The sequence below is a fragment of the Xanthomonas euroxanthea genome, assembly GCF_900476395.1.
GTDB classification, from domain to species: Bacteria; Pseudomonadota; Gammaproteobacteria; order Xanthomonadales; family Xanthomonadaceae; genus Xanthomonas; species Xanthomonas euroxanthea.
Genome location: NZ_UIHB01000001.1, coordinates 1,053,083 through 1,071,996, shown reverse-complemented (window position 1 = coordinate 1,071,996; position 18,914 = coordinate 1,053,083). Strand labels below are relative to the sequence as shown.

At 66.8% G+C, this 18,914-nt stretch carries 20 protein-coding genes; 10 read left to right on the top strand and 10 right to left on the bottom strand.

Going from position 1 to position 18,914, the window contains the following annotated elements; all coding sequences use genetic code 11:
• Positions 1–59 precede the first annotated feature (59 nt).
• The 3 genes from CPBF1521_RS04610 to CPBF1521_RS04600 form a co-directional block, all read right to left on the bottom strand.
• Positions 60–1,061 carry a LysR substrate-binding domain-containing protein gene (locus CPBF1521_RS04610; protein ID WP_104585011.1) on the bottom strand — a complete coding sequence of 334 codons (1,002 nt, stop codon included), beginning with the start codon at positions 1,059–1,061 and terminating at the stop codon, positions 60–62.
• A 66-nt stretch (positions 1,062–1,127) separates the two neighbouring features.
• Positions 1,128–1,487: a protocatechuate 3,4-dioxygenase gene (locus CPBF1521_RS04605; RefSeq protein ID WP_039523676.1), complete on the bottom strand. Its 360-nt coding sequence runs from the start codon at positions 1,485–1,487 to the stop codon at positions 1,128–1,130.
• 10 nt (positions 1,488–1,497) lie between these two features.
• Positions 1,498–2,403 carry a gallate dioxygenase gene (locus CPBF1521_RS04600; RefSeq protein WP_115676184.1) on the bottom strand — a complete coding sequence of 302 codons (906 nt, stop codon included), beginning with the start codon at positions 2,401–2,403 and terminating at the stop codon, positions 1,498–1,500.
• A 236-nt stretch (positions 2,404–2,639) separates the two neighbouring features.
• Here CPBF1521_RS04600 and CPBF1521_RS04595 point away from each other — a divergent pair, with 236 nt between their 5' ends.
• Positions 2,640–3,314, top strand: a complete 675-nt coding sequence (locus CPBF1521_RS04595) for a GntR family transcriptional regulator (protein WP_104585007.1) — start codon at positions 2,640–2,642, stop codon at positions 3,312–3,314.
• 196 nt (positions 3,315–3,510) lie between these two features.
• Here the strand turns inward: CPBF1521_RS04595 and CPBF1521_RS04590 are convergent, their stop codons facing one another.
• The 5 genes from CPBF1521_RS04590 to ubiH form a co-directional block, all read right to left on the bottom strand.
• On the bottom strand, positions 3,511–4,545 hold the full coding sequence (locus tag CPBF1521_RS04590; protein WP_115676182.1) for a SphA family protein: 1,035 nt from the start codon (positions 4,543–4,545) through the stop codon (positions 3,511–3,513).
• A 128-nt stretch (positions 4,546–4,673) separates the two neighbouring features.
• Positions 4,674–5,105, bottom strand: coding sequence for a nuclear transport factor 2 family protein (locus CPBF1521_RS04585; RefSeq protein WP_115676180.1), 432 nt, complete (start codon positions 5,103–5,105; stop codon positions 4,674–4,676).
• Positions 5,106–5,187: 82 nt separating this feature from the next.
• The gene (locus CPBF1521_RS04580; RefSeq protein WP_104649456.1) at positions 5,188–5,910 is read right to left on the bottom strand and encodes an alpha/beta fold hydrolase; all 723 of its coding nucleotides are present in this window, start codon (positions 5,908–5,910) and stop codon (positions 5,188–5,190) included.
• Positions 5,911–6,025: 115 nt separating this feature from the next.
• Positions 6,026–7,207, bottom strand: coding sequence for a UbiH/UbiF family hydroxylase (locus tag CPBF1521_RS04575; protein ID WP_115676178.1), 1,182 nt, complete (start codon positions 7,205–7,207; stop codon positions 6,026–6,028).
• Entirely contained in the window at positions 7,204–8,412 is a 1,209-nt protein-coding gene (gene ubiH / locus CPBF1521_RS04570; protein WP_115676176.1) for a 2-octaprenyl-6-methoxyphenyl hydroxylase, read from the bottom strand. The genes CPBF1521_RS04575 and ubiH overlap by 4 nt, the downstream gene beginning before the upstream one ends.
• Positions 8,413–8,698: 286 nt before the next feature.
• Between ubiH and CPBF1521_RS04560 the strand changes: the two genes are divergently transcribed.
• From CPBF1521_RS04560 to CPBF1521_RS04520, 9 genes are all read left to right on the top strand, one after another.
• Positions 8,699–9,277 carry a hypothetical protein gene (locus CPBF1521_RS04560; RefSeq protein ID WP_115676172.1) on the top strand — a complete coding sequence of 193 codons (579 nt, stop codon included), beginning with the start codon at positions 8,699–8,701 and terminating at the stop codon, positions 9,275–9,277.
• A gap of 1 nt (position 9,278) precedes the next feature.
• On the top strand, positions 9,279–9,836 hold the full coding sequence (locus CPBF1521_RS04555; RefSeq protein ID WP_115676171.1) for a cob(I)yrinic acid a,c-diamide adenosyltransferase: 558 nt from the start codon (positions 9,279–9,281) through the stop codon (positions 9,834–9,836).
• Between the two features lie 37 nt (positions 9,837–9,873).
• Positions 9,874–10,782 carry a histone deacetylase family protein gene (locus CPBF1521_RS04550; RefSeq protein WP_104584989.1) on the top strand — a complete coding sequence of 303 codons (909 nt, stop codon included), beginning with the start codon at positions 9,874–9,876 and terminating at the stop codon, positions 10,780–10,782.
• 125 nt (positions 10,783–10,907) lie between these two features.
• Positions 10,908–13,340, top strand: coding sequence for an LPS-assembly protein LptD (lptD, locus tag CPBF1521_RS04545; protein WP_115676170.1), 2,433 nt, complete (start codon positions 10,908–10,910; stop codon positions 13,338–13,340).
• Positions 13,337–14,728 carry a peptidylprolyl isomerase gene (locus CPBF1521_RS04540; RefSeq protein ID WP_115676169.1) on the top strand — a complete coding sequence of 464 codons (1,392 nt, stop codon included), beginning with the start codon at positions 13,337–13,339 and terminating at the stop codon, positions 14,726–14,728. Before lptD ends, CPBF1521_RS04540 begins: the two co-directional genes overlap by 4 nt.
• A 4-nt stretch (positions 14,729–14,732) precedes the next feature.
• Positions 14,733–15,701: a 4-hydroxythreonine-4-phosphate dehydrogenase PdxA gene (pdxA, locus tag CPBF1521_RS04535; protein ID WP_115676168.1), complete on the top strand. Its 969-nt coding sequence runs from the start codon at positions 14,733–14,735 to the stop codon at positions 15,699–15,701.
• Between the two features lie 113 nt (positions 15,702–15,814).
• Positions 15,815–16,603, top strand: coding sequence for a 16S rRNA (adenine(1518)-N(6)/adenine(1519)-N(6))-dimethyltransferase RsmA (rsmA, locus tag CPBF1521_RS04530; RefSeq protein ID WP_115676166.1), 789 nt, complete (start codon positions 15,815–15,817; stop codon positions 16,601–16,603).
• A 36-nt stretch (positions 16,604–16,639) separates the two neighbouring features.
• On the top strand, positions 16,640–17,023 hold the full coding sequence (apaG, locus tag CPBF1521_RS04525; RefSeq protein WP_115676164.1) for a Co2+/Mg2+ efflux protein ApaG: 384 nt from the start codon (positions 16,640–16,642) through the stop codon (positions 17,021–17,023).
• Positions 17,024–17,051: 28 nt separating this feature from the next.
• Entirely contained in the window at positions 17,052–18,014 is a 963-nt protein-coding gene (locus tag CPBF1521_RS04520; RefSeq protein WP_104584972.1) for a symmetrical bis(5'-nucleosyl)-tetraphosphatase, read from the top strand.
• A gap of 73 nt (positions 18,015–18,087) precedes the next feature.
• Here the strand turns inward: CPBF1521_RS04520 and CPBF1521_RS04515 are convergent, their stop codons facing one another.
• Entirely contained in the window at positions 18,088–18,582 is a 495-nt protein-coding gene (locus CPBF1521_RS04515) for a dihydrofolate reductase (RefSeq protein WP_115676162.1), read from the bottom strand.
• The gene (locus CPBF1521_RS04510; protein ID WP_115676160.1) at positions 18,579–18,866 is read right to left on the bottom strand and encodes a hypothetical protein; all 288 of its coding nucleotides are present in this window, start codon (positions 18,864–18,866) and stop codon (positions 18,579–18,581) included. Before CPBF1521_RS04510 ends, CPBF1521_RS04515 begins: the two co-directional genes overlap by 4 nt.
• Between the last annotated feature and the right edge of the window lie 48 nt (positions 18,867–18,914).

Below are 18,914 nucleotides of genomic sequence, written 5' to 3'. Positions count from 1 at the left end.
CGCTCCGGCGGCTTGCGACGCAGCCGCAGCCTGCTGCCGCGGTTGCAGCGCTCAATCGATCACGCGGACTCGTCCAGCAACAGGTTGTCCTCGCTGATCTGGTCGTCCACCCACACCGCACCCTGCCCGGCCATGACCGCCAGCTGGCGCTCCAGCTCACGCATCAGCAAGCGCACGCCGGGCTTGTGGATGGCACTGCCATCGCGATAGATCACCCCGCCTGCGCGCGCCTGCGACGGCTGTTGCAGCTGGAAGGCCCGCAGCTCGCCACGTGCGATATCCCCGGCCACCATCATGCTTGGCATCACGGCAACGCTGTCGGTGCCGAGCAGGATCTCGCGGGTAAAGCTGGCCGAACTGGAACGCAGTTGATCGCGCGTGGCCAGCCCGTGCTCGCGCATCACCTGCGCCACGTCACGCTCCACATGCTGGCTCAGCGTCGGCAGCACCTGGCGATACGCGGCGGCTTCGCCGATACGCACCTGGCCGTTGGCAAACAGCGGATGATCGCTGCGCGCCACCAGCGCGATCGGATCCTGGTACAGCACCTTGCGGATCAATGCGTCGTAGCGGGCCAGCGGATACAGCCGGCCCACCACCAGGTCGATCTCGTTGCCGGCCAGCTTGGGCAGCAACTCGTCGGTACGCCCATGCAGCAGGCGCACCCGCAGCGTGGGTTCGGCGCGATACAACGCGGCCAGCACCGCCGGCAACAGGCCGCTCGCCGCGACCGGCAAGGCGCCCACGGTGATGGTGAGTGCGTCATCCTGCAGCAGACCCTCGAAGGTGTCCTGCGCACGGCGCAACTGGCCGAGCACGACGTGCGCGGTCTGTACCAGCACCTCGCCCATCGCGTTGGGGCGCACGCCACGCGAGTGACGCTCGAACAGCGGCGCGCCGACGATCTCCTCGATCTCCTGCAGGGCGCGCGTCAACGCGGGCTGGGTGACGTTCAATACGCGTGAGGCGCGCAGCAGGCTTTTCTGCCGGTCCAGCGCCTCGATGACACGTAGATGCCGGACCTTGATGCGGTGTTCGAAGAACACGGAGGACATGGTCATGGGGGTAGACCTTACGTTGGGAAGTCGGGTAGTGCGGCGCGACGGCACCTGGCCGCCGCCTGCAGATCAGCGTGCATCGGGCACACGCCGTGTCTGCATGAAGTCTTCGAAGGACTCGCCACGCATGATGGCGTAGACCTGCAGATTCGTCATGCGCACCACGCGTGCGAATTTTTCGATGACGAAGAAGTTGGCGCCGTACTGCACCAGGCCGAGCCAGTCGCGTGCACGGATCAGCGCCTTTTCGTGCTCGGTGAGGCCGGCTTCCTGCATCAGGGTTTCGGAATCCTCAAGAAAGCGATCGCGCCACGGGGCGCGGATCATATGCCAGAAGAATCGGTTGATGCGCAACGCGCGGTTGCTGGTGCGCAAATCGAACAGGTAGGTCCCGCCGATCTGGTCCATGCCCTGTACTTGCGGATTCATGGGTCGGCCCTCATGCCGCGTTTGCGGTATGCGCGGTGTGTGCGAGCAACTGCGCCGAAGACGGCGCGTCAGCAGCTTCGACACCCGGCTCGTACAGCACCACCGTCATCGCGGTGGTGGTCATCAGGTAGTAGTTCTGGTGCAGCTTGCGGATCGGCCCGCCCAGCGCGCCACGCATCGCCAGCCACATGATCTGCTCCACGCTCTCGGCCCCACCCAGGCGCACGTAATCGGTGTGGGTCAGATCGGTCAGCGTTTCCGGCGCATGCTGGAAGCGGTCCAGAAATTCCATGTCCCACTCGGTGTTGTTGAAGCCGGTGCGCTCGCCGTGGATCTGGTGCGACAGCCCTCCGGTGCCCACCACCACCACCCTGAGATCCTCCGGATAGGATTCGATCGCCCGCCGCACTGCCTGGCCCAGGCGATAGCAGCGGCGCGCGGTCGGCAGCGGGTACTGCAGTACGTTGATCGCGATCGGCACCACCGTGCCCGGCCAGTCCGGCACGTGCGGCCACAGCAAGGGCAGCGGCGCCGCGCAGCCATGGTCGATCGGCTTGTCCTGAAAGACGGTCAGATCGAATTCGTCGTTGACCAGGCATTCGGCGATATGCGCCTGCAGCTGCACATCGCCGCGGATCGGCGGCAGATTGCGCAGCCCTGCGCCTTCATCGGCCACCGGGAAGCGCTCGCCGATGCCCAAGGCGAAGGTCGGGTACAGGTCGAAGAAGAACGTCGTGCAATGGTCGTTGTAGAAGAACACCAGCACGTCTGCCTGCTGCTCGGCCAACCAGGCAGCCACCGGTGTGTAGCCGTCGAACAACGGCTTCCACAAGGGATCCTGCTGTTTGCCCTTGTCGTAGGCCACCCCGATGGTGGGAACGTGCGAGGTTCCGATGCCGCCGATGATGCTTGCCATGCTGCACTCCTGCGATACGTGCCGGCCACTGGCAGTGACCGATTGCGCATCATTGATTGAGCCGAAATCCGTCCTGCCACGGGATCCCAACAGCGCCGACTGGCCACTCGGGATCCCCAAAACGGTATCCTTGGGATCCAAAGTGCCACCAAGCGATCTGATCTGCAAGGTTTTTTATACCGGGATTGCGAGTTTTCCCCTTCGAAGGAACGTGCGCCGCAGTACGGCGCGAGAGAATGGAGCCAATGGCGAACAACCACCGATTGCAAGCGGTCCAGCAGCTACGCGAACTGATCCTGTGCGGCACCTTCGCCCCGGGTGAGCGCATCACCGAGGCCGCCCTGGCCGAGCGACTGGCCATCTCGCGCACTCCCATCCGTCAGGCCCTGCCCGCGCTGTGCCAGGAAGGCCTGCTGGTACAGGCAGGCAACCGCGGCTATGCAGTGCGACGCTTCAGCCAGCAGGAAAGCCTGGACGCATTGGCGGTGCGCGCCTTGATGGAAGGCATGGCCGCACGCGCCGTCGCCGAACGGGGCGCTTCCGCCACGCTGCTGGCCACCTTGCATGCCTGTCTCGCCGAAGGCGACCGGATCCTGGCCACGCGCAGCCTCAATGCCGACGACGAGCAGGCCTATGGCGCGATGAATGCCCGCTTCCACCGCGCCATCGTGGTGGCCGCCGACAAACCGATCCTGACCGAGACCGTGGACCGCTGCACCGTGGTGCCCTTCGTCAGCCCGGTCAATGTGGTGTTCGGTCAACGCTCGCCCACGCTGGCCTACGACGATCTGTACTACGGACATCGGCAGCACGGCACCATCGTCTCGGCCATCGAACAACGCGATGGCGCGCGTGCGGAGCTGTTGTTCCGCGAGCACGCCAATACCCAGCGCCACAGCATGGGCATCTGACGCGCGCAGGGGTTTGGTGCGGACAGCGTGCACTGGCCTGGCGCAGCAGCCTGCACAGCTCAGAACTCGAACGTAGGACTACCCGGGCTTGCGCTGCATGCAGCGTTGCCTGCAGCAGCGTGCTGCATCCGTCTGCGCCGCAGCACGCACGCGGACGCGCCGGCGTGCATGCTGCGCATATGTGCGTGCTTCCACGTTAAAGGGAATGCACGAACATCAGATTGACACTGGTGCCGGCCACCGAGTTCTTCACCTCCACCGGCAGGTAGACATTGAAATTCAGCAGATTGTTGGCATCCAGCCGCCAGGACAGCCCCGGCCCGAGATAGAACTGCATGCGCTTGCTGTCGGGTACACGCTGCCCGTTGGTGCGGTTGTCCTGCAGCTGCTGCAGGTAATACCCGTTGATGCCCAGGCGCAGATGTTCGCTCACCTTCACCGAGCTGGCCAGATTGGCCCACACCAGATCGCCGGCCTGACCATTGCGAAAACCGAACCCCGGGATCGGCGGTACGCCGCCGGCGCGATCGGTGCGGAAGTTGTAGAGATAGTTGACCCGCATGCTGATCTCCCAGGTGTCGCTGGGCTGCACGGTGAATGCCCAATGCGGCGCCACCGACCAGAATCCGGTGCTCTGGTTGATGGCGGCATCGCGATCGAACTTGCCCACCGGGGCGAACGCATCGATCGCAAAGCGCTGGAAGAACAGGACACGTCCGTTGCGCATCACCGGGTCGATCTGCAGCGCCGGCCCGAAGGAGATATCGCCGATCCCGAACCCGTTGCCGCGTAGCTGCACCGGGCTGTCTGCAGCGAAGGACGTGTCGTAGTTGACCAGCGGCACGATCGTATTGAAGCTCAGCGACGCGCGCTTCCAGCGATAGGGCGTGACGTAGATCAGCTGGGTCAGCAGGACGCTGACACCGACCTTGGGATCGCGGAAGGCGGCCGCATCGTCGCCGCGCGCGTCCTTGATCGCGTCGAAGTCGTAATGGCGCAGATATTCGATCACCGTCCAGCCTGGCGTCGAGGAGCCGAAGCCATCGAGAAAACTCGTCCCGCCCAGATTGATGCCCTGCGGCGGTGCAGCGGTTTCCGGCACCGCTTGCGCGGACGCCGCAACGGGCAGGCCGGCACCCAGCAGGGTGACCAGGGTCAGGACACGCTGCCGATGCGACGACAACCGTGGCAGTGCAACGGCACAACGGGCAGATGAGCTCACGCGTTCCACTAGGCGATTCTCCAATGCGATGGATGGATGACTGCGGGCGCGACGTGGGGGAGGAAAGCGGTGCTGCGGCAGGCGACGACGAGGGTGCCGTCCGCCTGTGCGTCCAGGCACGGATGCGAGGCAGTTGATCAATCGGCGCCGATACGCATCAGCAAGGCGCCAAGCCGCTGCTTGAACAGCCAGCGCTCCTGCTCCCGCACCAGCACGTCGTCGAAACTGCCGAGCAACGCAGGCGACTGGGCCGTCCAGGGCGGTGCGGTGGAGGTGTCCGCGGCGGTATAGAGCAGGACCTTGCTGTGCGCGTGCGCCACGGTCGGCGATTGGATGCTGACCAGGGTGTTGAGCATCAGATGGCAAGTGGTGCGCGGCGGGCGGGCGCGGAAGGAGTGCAGGATCGCCTCGCGGCCGTGCACCGGCAGCTCCGGTGCGCTGGGCCGGGCGAACACGCCGTCGGCAGTGAACAATGCGGCAAGGCCTTCGTGGTCATGCCGATCGTTGAGCAATGCGAATTGGCGAATCACCTGCTCGCAGGCAATGATGATCGATGCATCGTCGTGCATGCAGCCTCCTCAAGTCGCTGCTGATAAACCGGCAATCCTGGTCAACGACAGCGCGCGCGTCGCCGGCCGGACCGGATCGCCATCACGCCTCCTGCAACCAGTCGCGCATTGCTGCGCTGACGGCGGCGGGGGCTTCCAGCGGCGCCATATGCCCGCTGTTTTCGAAGACCACCAGCCGCGCGTGCGGGATCTGCTGCGCCATCTGCTGGTGCTGGGCCAGGGGACTCCAGGCGTCCTGCCGGCCCACGCCCAGCAGGGTCGGGCAGCGAATCTGCGCCAGCACCGGCGCGGCGTCGGGGCGCTCCAGCAACGCATGGATCTGCCCGGCGTAGGCCTGCACGCTGTGCCGCTGCACCATCGCGATCAGGGGATTCATCAACCCGGCATCGTCGTGCCGGTCCGGATGCAGCATCGGTGGCAGCCATTGCCGTGCGAGCGCCTGCATGCCCTGCGTGTGGGCAAGCTGCACCAGTGCCGCGCGCTGTTCACGCTCGCCATCGCGGCGTGGCGCAATGCCGGTGTCCAGCAAGGCCAGGCGCTGCACGCGTTGCGGCGCCTGGCGCATGATTTCCAGCGCCACCCGCCCGCCCATCGAATGGCCGGCCACGGCGAACTGCGGCGGAGCGACGGCCAGCACGTGTGCGGCCATACGCGCGATGCTGTCGAAGCCGGCGAAGTCCAGCACCTGCACCGCGGCGAGATCGCTCAGCGCCTCGCGTTGCGGCTGCCAGATGGTGGCATCGCAGAGCAAACCGCAGAGCAGCAGCACGTTGGGCCTGGACGAACGGGTGGCGAAAGATGACATGGCTCGACTGTAGCCACGCCGGCTGCGCCCGTCGTATGGAACATGCTGCCTGCGCTATAAGCGCATCGACATACAAAGACGGGGCCGACGACGGTGGCGTCGGCCGGCATGTCGGTCACGCGCTGCCGGAGGCGCGCTTCCACAGCACATCCACCAGCGGCGGCAACCTGCCGGCCAGCCCGAGGACCGACCCGCGCAACAGCGTCAGATGCATCTCGTCGTTGGAGAACACCGTGTTGATCGCATCGAAGCCATAGGCGGCCACGGTGTTCTCGCTGCGGCGGGCGCGTGCCCAGCGCTGCAGCCGATGCGGGGCGGCCCAGTCCGCACGCTTTGCCAGCGCATGGCGCACCTCCGCGCGCAACGCGGCGACATCGCGCAGGCCCAGGTTGACGCCCTGCCCGGCCAGCGGATGCACCACGTGCGCGGCATCGCCCAGGGTCAGCACGCGGCCGCTGACGTATTGCTCCACCAACTGCCGCTGCAGCGGAAACGCTGCACGTGCAGACACCACGCGCACCTGCCCCAACCGCGCCGCGAAGGCCTGGGTCAGCTCGCGCGCGAAGTCGGCATCGTCCAGTGCCAGCACGCGCGCGGCCTCGGCATCCGGCAAGGTCCATACGATCGAACTGCGGCCATCGGCGAACGGCAGGAATGCCAGCGGGCCGGTGGTCAGAAAGCGCTGCCAGGCAGTGGCCTGATGCGGCTGCTCGGTCTCCACGAAGGCAACCACGCCACGCTGCGCGTAGGCATGCCGCGACACCGGCAGGCCGGCGAGCTCGCGCAAGGTCGATGCGGCGCCATCGGCAGCGATGGCGACCGCCGCTTCCAGGCGGCTGCCATCGTCCAGGCGCAGGCGCACGCCGTGTGCATCCTGTTCCAGCTCGACCACGCGTGCCGGGCAATGCACCTGGATGCCGGCCGCATGCACCGCCGCCCACAGGCGATCGACCAGCACCGCGTGTTCGATGATCCAGCCCAGTTGTTCGCGGCCCAGGGTATCCGCGTCGAAGCGCAGTTCGCCGCCACCGCCGGCGTCCCAGACCCGCATGCGCCGGTACGGCTGCACGCGGGCAGCGCGCACGGCGGCCCATACGCCCAGGCTGTCGAGCAGCGCGGCATTGTCGGCAGCGAAGGCATACACGCGCAGATCGGGCTGGTCGGCCCGCCAGCGCGCGGGTTCGCGGCCTTCGACCAGGGCCACGCTCAGGCCGGCATCGGCCAGGGCCAGCGCGCAGGCGGCACCGACCACCCCGCCACCGACGATCAACGCATCGCGGCTACCACGGCGGCTCATGCCACGCCCCTGCACAACTGCGGCACATCGCCACGGAACCCCATCGCCCCGCCGACCAGCATCGACTGCAGCGGCGCCGCCTGCGAGGTCGCAAGCAGGCCGAGGCTGCGCAGCGGCCGCAACAACGGCGCCGGATTGCCGGTGAGCCGCGCCAGCCCGCTGGAAAAGCCGATGGTCTGTTCGCGGTCCACGCGTCGGCGTGCCAGGTACTCGGCCAGCAACGCGCCCGCACCGGCATCGCGGCGATCGTGCTCGATCAATTCGGCCAGTGTCAGCGCATCGCGCAAGCCGAGGTTGAAGCCCTGCGCGCCGATCGGATGCAGTGTCTGCGCGGCGTTGCCCAGCAGCACCACGCGCTCGGCGACCAGCGCGTTGGCCAGCACCTGCACCAATGGATATGCGCTGCGCTCGCCGCTGGCGACAAAACGCCCGGCGCGCCATCCGGCTGCCCGCTGCAATCGGGCAAGCCAGCCGGTCTCGTCGAGCGCGGCCACCGCCTCGGCCTCGCCGCGCGCCACGCAGTGGATCGCGCCGTAATGGCGGTCGCCGCGCGGCAACAGCGCGGTCGGCCCATGCGCGCCGAAGCGCTCCCACGCGGTGCCATCCGGTGGGCGGGAGGCGCGCACCCGCGCCACGAACAAGGTCTGCAGGAAGTCGTGCGCGTCGCTGCCGATATGCAGCAGCTCGCGCACTGCGCTATGGGTGCCGTCGGCGCCGACCACCAGCCGTGCCTGCACGCGCTGCTCGCCGTCATCGGTGGCGATCCGCAGCGTGCGCAGACCGTCCTGTACCGGCTCGACCCCGATGCAGCGTGCCGGGCGATAGCGGCGCAGCCGGGTCAGCTCGTCCAGGCGGGCCTGCAACGCCTCGCCGAAATCGCGCGCTACCACCACCTGGCCGAAGCTGTCGCGGCCGTAATCGGCCGCGTCCAGCTGCACGCGGCCAAAGTCGCCGGCGCGGCTGACGTGGATGCGCCGGATCGGGCCGGGCGCGCTGCGCAGCTTGGCCATCACCCCCAGCACGCCCAGCGCATTGACGGTGGCGGCGGCAAAACTCAGGTTGCGCTGGTCGAACACCGCTGGCGGCGTGCCGGCCGGGGTGGCTTCCACCAGCCCGACATCCAGGCCGATGCGGTCCAGCGCAATCGCCAGGCTGGAGCCGACCAGGCCGCCGCCGACGATCAGAACGTCATGTGGATGTGTCATCGCCACATGATAAGCCTTCGCCCATGACCCGTTGCCGCGTCCGGGTGGGACAGCTTGCCGCGCCCGGGCCGGCGTAGCGCGGCCGGCTGCTCACCCAGGTCCGCTGCCCGACCCTTGCCGCTGCAGGGCACACCCAGGCGCCCACCGGTCTGCATCCGGGGTGGGCGGCGGCAACGGCAGCGCTGCCACGGTCGCTTGCGCCAGCCACTCCCGCAGGACCGCCAAGGCGCGGGCGTGCCGGGTTCCACGCTACACTCGCCAGCCTGTGATCCGGCCACCTCCGCGCATGACTCCTCGCTCGCACGACACCCTGATTTTGAGCCTGCTTGCCGTCCTGATGGCGGTCACGCGGATCAATCACTTCGCGCCGGTCCCGGACGCGTCCTGGGCGGTGTTCTTCATCGGCGGCTTCCATCTGGCTGTGCGCACCAGGCTGGCCTTCCCGCTGCTGATGCTGCTGGCAGTAGCGGTGGACTGGCTGGTGATCACCCGCCAGGGCCTGAGCTTCTGGCAGCACTACTGCGTATCGCCGGCGTACTGGTGCCTGGTGCCGGCGTATTTCGCGCTGTGGGCCGGTGGGATGTGGTTGCGCCGGCAGTACCACGGCGCGCAATGGAGCGCGCTGGCCAGGCTGGTGCCGGCGCTGTTGCTCTCCGTGGCGCTGTGCCAGTTGATCGCCCAGGGCAGCTTCTACTGGATCAGCGCCAGCGTGGCCGAGCCGACCGTGGCCGGCTGGTTCAAGAACTACAGCGACTGGCTGGGGCCGTATCTGCGCAGTGCCGCGCTGTATGTGGCCGCCGCCGCGGCGATCCAGATGGCAGCCGAGCGCCTGACCAGCGCGCCCGGCCAGATCCAGGCCGGCTGAGATGGGCAACCGGCTCTCGCGGATCTATACGCGCACCGGCGACGACGGCAGCACCGGCCTGGGCGACGGCAGCCGTACCGGCAAGGACGCGTTGCGCGTCAACGCCTATGGCAGCGTGGACGAGGCCAACTCGGCCATCGGCGTGCTGCTGGCCGCCCCCGGCGTGCCGGAACCGGTTGCCGAGCTGCTGACCACCCTCCAGCACCAGCTGTTCGATCTGGGCGGCGAGCTGTGCATCCCGGGCCATGCGGCGATCGATAGCGCCGATATCGCTGCACTGGAGCGCCAGCTGGATCTTTTCAACGACACGCTCCCCCCGCTGAAGGAGTTCATCCTGCCGGCCGGTGGCGAGGCCGCCGCGCGCTGCCACCTGGCCCGCACCATCGTGCGCCGGGCCGAGCGCGAGACCGTTGCGCTGTCGCGCCAGGAGACCGTGCGCGGCGAGGCGATCGGCTATCTGAACCGGTTGTCGGACCTGCTGTTCGTGCTGGCGCGCGTGCTGGCGCGTGCCGATGGCCAGCAGGAAGTGCTGTGGCGGCACGACCGCCGGCGCGGCTGACCTGCACATGGCACGGCGGACAGGCTAGATTTGCCCTATGTTGGTCTTTACCCATCCCGCCTGCCTCGGTCACGACGCCGGCCCCGAGCATCCCGAGCGCCCCGCCCGTCTGGAAGCGGTACTGGAGGCGCTGCGCGACGCCTTCCCGGACCTGGACTGGCGCGAGGCGCCGCTGGCCAAGCTCGGCGACCTGTGCCGTGTGCACGAGCGCGAACAGGTGGATGCGGTGCTGGAAACCGCCTTCGACGGCCACCATCGGCTCGACGTGGACACCGTGATGTCGCCCGGCTCGCGCGCGGCGGCATTGCGCGCGGCCGGCGCCGGCGTCGCCGCGGTAGACGCGGTGATGCAGGATGCCACCCGGACCGCCTTTTGCGCAGTGCGCCCACCCGGTCACCACGCCACCGCGCAGGTGTCGATGGGCTTTTGCCTGTTCAACAACGTCGCCGTGGCCGCCGCGCATGCGCGCGACCGGCATGGGCTGGAACGCATCACCATCGTGGATTTCGACGTCCACCACGGCAACGGCACGCAGGCGATCTTCGAGCGCGACCCGGCCGTGCAGTATCTCAGCACCCACCAGTCCGGGCTCTATCCGCACTCGGGCAGCGTTTACGAGCGCGGCATCGGCAACATCCACAATCTGCTGCTGCAGCCAGGCAGCGACGGGCTGCGCTTCCGCAATGTGTGGGAAGACGAGATGCTGCCGCTGATCGACGCCTTCCGCCCGCAGCTGATCCTGATCTCTGCCGGCTTCGATGCGCATCTGCGCGATCCGCTAGCCGATCTGATGCTCGATGCCGACGATTTCGCCTGGCTGACCGGCGCGCTGCGCACCCTGGCTGACCGCCATGCGCGTGGCCGGGTGGTGTCCATGCTGGAGGGCGGCTACGACCTGCAGGCCTTGCGCGAGAGCAGCGTGGCGCACGTGGCCGCGCTGCGGTGAACCCCGACGGCGCGCTGCTTGCGCCCCCATCGCGATGAACCTCGCCCCCCCGACCCGGGAGCTCTTCATTGCCCCTATGCGGGGTATGCGGCAAGCTAGTCGCCATTTTATTGGTTGAATCACGCGTGCGCCGAGTTCTCCGCCTGCTGCCCCTGCCTTTGAGCATCGCCATCTGCCTTCCGGCCATGGCTGCCGACAAGCCGTTGAACTGGGGACTGTGCCCGGCGGTGGATCCGCTGCCCGGCTTCGACGGCGCCCCCGCCGCCGATGCCAAGGCCGCCGAAATGCGCCAGGAGTTGCCGACCGACATCGAAGGCGACCAGCTCTCCGGTACCGATACCACCCCGCAGTACCAGGGCAACGTGGCGCTCAAGCGCGGCGACCAGTTCCTGGGTGCCGACAACCTGCGCATGGACACCGAGACCGGCAACTACATCGCCGAAGGCAATGTCCGCTACCAGGACACCTCCTTCCGCATGGTCGCCGACCGCGCCGAAGGCAATCAGGACACCGACGCCCACAAGGTCACCAACATCCAGTACCAGTTGGTGGACCGGCGCGGCAATGGTGCGGCCGAATCGGTGGATCTGCAGGGCCAGGTCGGGCAGATGCACCGCTCGACCTACACCACCTGCGATCCCTCGCAGCCGATCTGGCGCGTGCGCGCGCCGGAGATCGACGTCGACAACGAAGAAGGCTTCGGCACCGCACGCAACGCCGTGCTGCAGATCGGCAAGGTGCCGGTGCTGTACTTCCCGTGGTTCAAGTTCCCGATCGACGACCGCCGCCAGACCGGCCTGCTGTTTCCGCAGTTCGGCCTGTCCGGCCGCAACGGCTTCGACTACCTGCAGCCGATCTACCTGAACCTGGCGCCGAACTACGACGCCACCCTGCTGCCGCGCTATATGAGCAAGCGCGGTTTCATGTTCGGCACCGAGTTCCGCTACCTGTACGAAGGCGGCCGCGGCGAGATCACCGGCAACTACCTGCCCAACGACGACCTGCGGAAAAAAGACCGCGGCAGCGTCTTCTATAGCGGCTATCACAACATCAATGATCACTGGCAGGCGCGCAGCAGCATCTCCTGGGTCAGCGATACCCGCTATGTGGAAGACTTCACCAGCCGCCTGAACGGCATGGGCTCGGCCTCCAGCCTGCAGAGCACCATCGGCATCTACGGTACCGGCGAGACCTGGACCGCCGGCCTGATGGCCGACCGCTGGCAGCTCACCGACTACACGCTGGACGAGCAGTCGCTGCCGTACAACCGCCAGCCGCGCGCCTATTTCACCTGGGACAAGCCGTTCGGCATCTTCGAGGCCGGCGTGTATGCCGAAGCGGTGCGCTTCACTCACGACGATTCGTACTTCGTCAGGCCCCCGGTGAACGGGAGCACCAGCGGCGATGACGATGATGACGACTATGTCCGCACCAACATCCGCAACAAGGAATATGGCAGCGGTTCGCGCCTTGACATCAAGCCCTACATCTCGATGCCGTTGTCCGGCGCGGCCTGGTTCTTCACTCCGACCGTGGCATGGCGCTACACCACGTACCAGCTGGATTCGACGCTGGCCAACACCGCGCCGCTGACCGGTGATCGTTCGCCCTCGCGCAGCCTGCCGATCGCCTCGCTGGATGCCGGGCTGTATTTCGACCGCGAGACCTCGGTGTTCGGCACCAACTATCTCAATACGCTGGAACCGCGCCTGTACTATTTGTACGTGCCGTACCGCGACCAGGACGATCTTCCGGTCTTCGATACCCGCCCGTTCACCTTCAGCTACAGCCAGTTGTTCCGCGACACGCGCTACACCGGTGCCGACCGCCAGAACGATGCCAACCAGCTGACCCTGGCGGTGACCTCGCGCTGGCTGCGCCAGGACGATGGTCGCGAGAAGCTGTCGCTGAGTGCAGGCCAGATCCTGTATTTCAACGATTCGCTGGTCACCATCAACAACAGCACCAATTCGGCCGCCGGTAGCGAACAACCCATCGAGCAGGGCAAGTCCGCCTGGGTGGCCGATGCCAACTACATGATCAACGACCGCTGGTCGATGGGCGCCACCTACCAGTGGAACCCCAACTCGCGCAAGGAAGACCTGGCCAGCCTGCGTACGCGCTATCTGCTGGGCAACGACGGCATTGTCAATCTGGCCTATCGCTACCGCCGCAATCCGACCAACAACACCGACCAGCTCGAGCAGGCCGATTTCTCGTTCCTGTATCCGATCAACCCCACCTGGAGTGCGGTCGGCCGTTACTACTACTCGCTGCTGGATCGCAAACCGCTGGAAATGATCGGTGGCGTGCAGTGGGACAGCTGCTGCCTGGCGGTGCGCGCGCTGGTGCGCCGGTTCGTGCGCAACCGCGATGGCGAGATGGACAACTCCATCCAGTTCGAGTTCGTGCTGAAGGGCCTGAGCTCGTTCGGGCAGAACACGGACCGCACTTTGCGCCGTGCTATTCTCGGCTATTACCGCGACGACCTCTACCTGGTCCCGCCCAGCAACACCACGACTAATCCGGACGATTACGATCCGAACTTGATTCCATGACCAAGCCTTTCTCCGTTGTTCTCGCCTCGCTGCTGGTACTCACCAGCACGCTCTCGCCGTTGGCCTCGGCGCAGCAATCCCAGCCGCTGGATCGCATTGCCGCCATCGTCGACGAAGACGTGGTGCTGCAGAGCGAGCTTGATCGCGCAGTGCGCAACGTCAAGTCGCAGTACGCCGGCCGGGAGAACCAGCTGCCGCCGGACGATGTCCTGCAGCGTCAGGTGCTCGAGCGTCTGGTCCTGGTCAAGCTGCAGGTCGGCCGCGCCGATGGCAGCGGCATCCGCGTCAGCGACGAGGAACTCAACCGCGCCATCGCCAGCATCGCCCAGCAGAACGGCACCACCGTGGACGGCCTGCGGCAAAAGCTGGCGGCCGACGGCATGGGTTATGGCGACTTCCGCGCCTCGGTACGCGACGAAATCATCGTGCAGCGGTTGCGGCAGAGCTTTGCGCAGAGCCGCATCAGCGTGAGCGAAGGCGAAGTGGATACCGCGCTGGCGCAGCAGGCCACCACCGGCAGCCAGTACCACCTGGCGCACATCCTGGTGGGCCTGCCGGAAGGCGCAACCGCCGATCAGATCGCCACCGGCCAGAAGAAGGTCGATGGCGTCAAGGCATTGATCGACAAGGGCGAGCTGGATTTCTCGGCAGCCGCGGTACGGTATTCCGACAGCCCCAATGCGCTGGAAGGCGGCGATCTGGGCTGGCGCAGCCTGGACGAAATCCCGAACGCATTCGCCCAGTTGATCCGCGACATGCAGCCTGGCCAGGTGGCCGGTCCATTGCGTGGTCCGAGCGGTTTCCAGCTGCTCAAGCTGGTGGAAATGCGCGACGCCAATGCCGGCGGCGAGAAGAAGCTGGTCACCGAGTACAACGCCCGCCACATTCTGGTGCGCATCGGCGACAACCAGACCGAAGCGCAGGCAAAGGCCAAGATCGACACGCTGCGTGCGCGTATCACCGGCGGCGCCGACTTCCAGGCGGTTGCGAAGGAGTCGTCCGAAGACACCAACAGCCGTGGCCAGGGTGGCGATCTGGGCTGGTTCCCGGCCGATGCGTTTGGCCCGGACTTCGGCAAGCAGGTCGAAGGCCTGGCCGATGGCGCGGTGTCCGAGCCGTTCCGCACCCAGGCGGGCTGGCACATCGTGCAGCGCGTGGGCAGCCGTCAGACCGACGTCAGTGCCGAGAGCCAGCGTGCGCAGATCCGTGAAACGATCGGCCGCCGCAAGCTGGAAGAAGAGTACAACCGCTACCTGCAGGAGCTGCGCGGCGAAGCCTACGTGAGCTTCCGCACCGGCGACCGCGCCGATGGCGATGCCACTGCGGCACCAGCCAAGCCGGCCGATCCTGCCGCACCGCCCCCGCCGCCGGCACAGCCGACGCGCTGATTCGATGCTCCCGTCGCTCGCGCTGGTGCCAGGCGAGCCGGCCGGGATCGGGCCGGAACTATGCGTCCGGCTTGCCCAGCGGCCGCGCTCGGACGCCCACCTGGTCGCCTACGCCGATCCGGACACCCTGCACAGCGCCGCAAAGGCGCTGTCCTTGTCTGTGCGGTTGCTCGATCCGGACCAGCGCGCGCGTGCGCCCGGCGACCTGCCGCTGCATCCGATCCGCCAGGCCGTGGCGACCCGCTTTGGCACGCCCGACCCCGCCAACGCGGCAGCGGTGATTGCCGGCCTGCGTGGCGCCGCCGGCGACTGCCTGTCCGGCAGGCTGCAAGGCATCGTCACCGGCCCGGTGCACAAGGCGGTGATCAATGCCGGCGGCATTCCCTATACCGGCACCACCGAGCTGCTGGCCGAACAGGCGGGCTGCCCGGTGGTGATGATGCTGGCCAATGCCATCGTGCGCGTCGCCCTGGTGACCACCCATCTGCCGCTGCGCGCAGTGGCCGATGCGATCACCGCCGACACCGTCACGCGCTGCCTGCGCATCACCGACGCTGCACTGCGACGCGACTTCGGCCTGGAGCGCCCGCGCATCGCGGTGCTTGGCCTCAACCCGCATGCCGGCGAAGACGGGCACCTGGGCCGCGAGGAACTGGACATCATCACTCCGGTGCTGGAGCAGCTACGCGGCGACGGCATGCAGCTGATCGGCCCGCTGCCGGCCGATACCGCATTCTTGCCGCAGAAGCTCACCGGTTTCGATGCGGTGGTGGCGATGTATCACGATCAAGGCCTGCCGGTGCTCAAGTACAGCGGTTTCGAGCAGGCGGTCAACATCACGCTCGGCCTGCCGTATCCGCGCGTGGCGGTCGATCACGGCACCGCGCTGGAACTGGCCGGGCGCGGTCTTGCCGACCTGTCCAGCCTGATGGCGGCCACCGACCTGTGCGCGCGTCTGGCGAAACGCGACTGAGCAACGGCGATTGCCGCGCTCAACGGTGCGCCGCGTGCACGCAGCCCGTCTGTCGCGTCTTGCAGGCGCAGAACCGGCACCGCGTGCAGGCGCTGCCACGTTAAACTGCGCGCATGAATCATTCTTTCAGCGCACCGGCCAAGAAGTCGCTTGGCCAGCACTTTCTTGCCGACCGGTATTACATCGACCGCATCGTGCAGGCGGTGGACCCGCGCGCCGGCCAGCACCTGGTCGAAATCGGCCCTGGTCAGGGCGCGATCACCTTTCCGCTGCTGCGCAAGCACGGCGCCCTGACCGTGATCGAATTCGACCGCGACCTGATCGCCCCATTGACCGAGGCGGCCGCACCGATCGGCGCGCTGAGCATCATCCATCGCGATGTGCTCAGTGTGGATTTCACTGCGCTGGCCGATGGCACGCCGATCCGCTTGGTCGGCAACCTGCCCTACAACATCTCCTCGCCGATCCTGTTCCATGCGCTGGACCATGCCGCAGCGGTGGCCGACATGCACTTCATGCTGCAAAAGGAAGTGGTCGACCGCATGGCCGCCGGCCCCGGCAGCAAGGTGTACGGGCGGTTGAGCGTGATGCTGCAGGCGTATTGCGAGGTGACCGCACTGTTCGTGGTGCCGCCGGGCGCATTCCGGCCGCCACCGAAGGTGGACTCGGCGGTGGTGAGGCTGGTGCCGCGCGATCCGGCCACGGTGCTGATCAGGGATCGGCGGCGCTTTGCCGACGTGGTGCGCGCCGGCTTCGGCCAGCGTCGCAAGACCCTGCGCAATGCCTTGTCCAACGTCTGCGTGCCCGCCCATTTCGAGGCCGCGCAGGTCCGCCCGGATGCACGCGCCGAACAACTCGAGGTCGCGGATTTCATCCGTCTGGCCAATGTCGAGCTGGCTTGAGCGCCGCTCCCACACGGTTTTCTTTAGACTTTCCGCATGCACGATGATCCACGCTACCGGGTCGAGGTCGAGGTGTCGCCCCGCTTCCTCGCCCATCAGTCGACCCCCGACGAAGGCCGCTATGCCTTCGCCTACAGCATCCGCATCCAGAACGCGGGCGCCGTGCCCGCGCGCCTGGTCGCGCGTCACTGGCAGATCACCGACGCCAACGGACGCACCGAGCGGGTGGATGGCGAAGGCGTGGTCGGCGAGCAACCCTGGCTGCGTCCCGGCGAGGCGTTCAGTTATACCTCCGGCGTGCTGCTGGAGACCGAGCAGGGGCAGATGCAAGGCCACTACGACATGGTGGCCGACGATGGCACCGAATTCACCGCCCCGATCGCCTCCTTCGTGCTGAGCGTACCCAGGACGCTGCACTGATGGATGCTGGACTGATGGAGCGCACGCGATGAGCGTCTGGGCAATTGGCGATCTGCAGGGGTGTTACGACATCACCCAGCGCTTGCTGGAAAAAATCAACTTCGATCCTGCGCAGGACACCTTGTGGTTCTGCGGGGACCTGGTCAACCGCGGCGGTCAATCGCTGGAAACGCTGCGCCTGGTGCATTCGCTGCGCGCACATAGCGTGGTGGTGCTGGGCAACCATGATCTGTCGCTGCTGGCGATCGGCGCGCGCTCGGAAGAAGAGCAGCGCAAGGTCAATCCGGATCTGCTGCGCATCGTGCTGGCCGAAGACCGCGACCTGCTGCTCGACTGGCTGCGGATGCAGAAGCTGGCACACGTGGACCGCGACCTGGGCTGGATGATGATCCATGCCGGGCTCGCGCCGAAGTGGACCACGCAGATGGCCGAGAAACATGCACGCGAGGTCGAGCAGCAACTGCAGGGCGGCGGCTACCGCAAACTGCTGCGCAACATGTACGGCGACCAGCCGGGCTGGTCGCCGGGCCTGAGCGGGTACGACCGCAGCCGCGCGATCATCAACCTGTTCACGCGCATGCGCTATTGCACCCCACGTGGGCGCATCGCCACCGATGACAAGGGCACGCCGGGGACGCAGGCACAGGGCCTGTACCCGTGGTTCGAAGTGCCGGGCCGGGTCGAGCGCGACCTGAAGATCGTCTGCGGGCATTGGTCCGCGCTCGGGCTGACCATCACCCAGGGCGTGCATGCCATCGATACCGGCGCCGTGTGGGGCGGCAAGCTCACTGCGCTGCAGCTGGATACCGACGAATTGCGCGTGGTGCAGGTACCGGGAATCCCGATCACGCAGCCGGCGCAGGCCGCGCAGCGCAACCGGCCACCGCGCCGGCGGCAACGCCAGCGCGGTGGCGGCGGGGACCATGCGAACGCGAGCGCCGGTTCCACCACTGCTCCCGATACCGCCCCGCCCGCTCCTGCTGCTGACTGAGCTGAGAGACGGGTCTGGTCAGATGAATCGAACCAAGCGCTGAGCCACCCGCGCTTCAGTCGAAGCACACGCCTCAGCGTCGCCGATAGTCCACGTAATCGAATGCGAAGGCATGACGGGCATCGGCCGCATGCGGTTCGCGCTGCACGGCTTCCCACACGGCCGGGTCGATCGGCGGAAAGTAGGTGTCGGCCTGCTCCACGCTGGTGTCCACGTCGGTCACCGCCAGCAGGTCGGCACGTTCCATGGTCAGGCGATACACCTCGCCGCCACCAATGACGCACAACTCCTGTGCGCCGGCCGCCTCGGCCTGCGCAATCGCGGCATCGACCGACGTCACTGCCTGCATGTCCGCAAACGGCACCTGCCCCGAACGTGTCAGCACCAGGTTCAAACGCCCCGGTAGGGCACGTCCCAACGACTGCGCAGTCTTGCGCCCCATCAGGATCGGCTTGCCCAAGGTCAGCGCCTTGAAACGCTTCAGGTCGTCAGGCAATTTCCACGGCAGCTCGTTATCGCGGCCAATGGCGTTGTTGCGGTCGAAGGCGACGATCAAGGTCAGTTTCATCGGTCCGGATACAGTGCGTTGTAGATTTTCATCGCGGCGTGCCGGCCCATCATTCCGAGGCAGAAAGCGGCGAGGTACAACACTGCAATGATCGCCAGCACCGCTGAAGACTGACTGCCTAATACGTTCGTCAGCTGCAGGGGCTCGCCCTTGTACAAGGCAATACCAAAAAAGCCGATCGGTGCGATGAGCAGGATGCTCGTGAGATTCACCAACAAGCTGGCCTGCATTGCCATCAGCGAATCAGCCAGTTTTTCCCGTGCCTTGATCGAATGCTTGGTCATGACAGTCCTGTTGTCCCAGGTAATACCAACGAACCATGCCGCAACTCG

Excerpts from the sequence above, each read along its gene's own strand:
- CPBF1521_RS04610 (WP_104585011.1), bottom strand. The coding sequence starts at position 1,061 with ATGACCATGTCCTCCGTGTTCTTCGAACACCGCATCAAGGTCCGGCAT.
- CPBF1521_RS04605 (WP_039523676.1), bottom strand. The coding sequence starts at position 1,487 with ATGAATCCGCAAGTACAGGGCATGGACCAGATCGGCGGGACCTACCTG.
- CPBF1521_RS04600 (WP_115676184.1), bottom strand. The coding sequence starts at position 2,403 with ATGGCAAGCATCATCGGCGGCATCGGAACCTCGCACGTTCCCACCATC.
- CPBF1521_RS04595 (WP_104585007.1), top strand. The coding sequence starts at position 2,640 with ATGGAGCCAATGGCGAACAACCACCGATTGCAAGCGGTCCAGCAGCTA.
- CPBF1521_RS04585 (WP_115676180.1), bottom strand. The coding sequence starts at position 5,105 with ATGCACGACGATGCATCGATCATCATTGCCTGCGAGCAGGTGATTCGC.
- CPBF1521_RS04580 (WP_104649456.1), bottom strand. The coding sequence starts at position 5,910 with ATGTCATCTTTCGCCACCCGTTCGTCCAGGCCCAACGTGCTGCTGCTC.
- CPBF1521_RS04575 (WP_115676178.1), bottom strand. The coding sequence starts at position 7,207 with ATGAGCCGCCGTGGTAGCCGCGATGCGTTGATCGTCGGTGGCGGGGTG.
- ubiH (WP_115676176.1), bottom strand. The coding sequence starts at position 8,412 with ATGACACATCCACATGACGTTCTGATCGTCGGCGGCGGCCTGGTCGGC.
- CPBF1521_RS04560 (WP_115676172.1), top strand. The coding sequence starts at position 8,699 with ATGACTCCTCGCTCGCACGACACCCTGATTTTGAGCCTGCTTGCCGTC.
- CPBF1521_RS04555 (WP_115676171.1), top strand. The coding sequence starts at position 9,279 with ATGGGCAACCGGCTCTCGCGGATCTATACGCGCACCGGCGACGACGGC.
- CPBF1521_RS04550 (WP_104584989.1), top strand. The coding sequence starts at position 9,874 with ATGTTGGTCTTTACCCATCCCGCCTGCCTCGGTCACGACGCCGGCCCC.
- CPBF1521_RS04540 (WP_115676169.1), top strand. The coding sequence starts at position 13,337 with ATGACCAAGCCTTTCTCCGTTGTTCTCGCCTCGCTGCTGGTACTCACC.
- pdxA (WP_115676168.1), top strand. The coding sequence starts at position 14,733 with ATGCTCCCGTCGCTCGCGCTGGTGCCAGGCGAGCCGGCCGGGATCGGG.
- rsmA (WP_115676166.1), top strand. The coding sequence starts at position 15,815 with ATGAATCATTCTTTCAGCGCACCGGCCAAGAAGTCGCTTGGCCAGCAC.
- apaG (WP_115676164.1), top strand. The coding sequence starts at position 16,640 with ATGCACGATGATCCACGCTACCGGGTCGAGGTCGAGGTGTCGCCCCGC.
- CPBF1521_RS04520 (WP_104584972.1), top strand. The coding sequence starts at position 17,052 with ATGAGCGTCTGGGCAATTGGCGATCTGCAGGGGTGTTACGACATCACC.
- CPBF1521_RS04515 (WP_115676162.1), bottom strand. The coding sequence starts at position 18,582 with ATGAAACTGACCTTGATCGTCGCCTTCGACCGCAACAACGCCATTGGC.
- CPBF1521_RS04510 (WP_115676160.1), bottom strand. The coding sequence starts at position 18,866 with ATGACCAAGCATTCGATCAAGGCACGGGAAAAACTGGCTGATTCGCTG.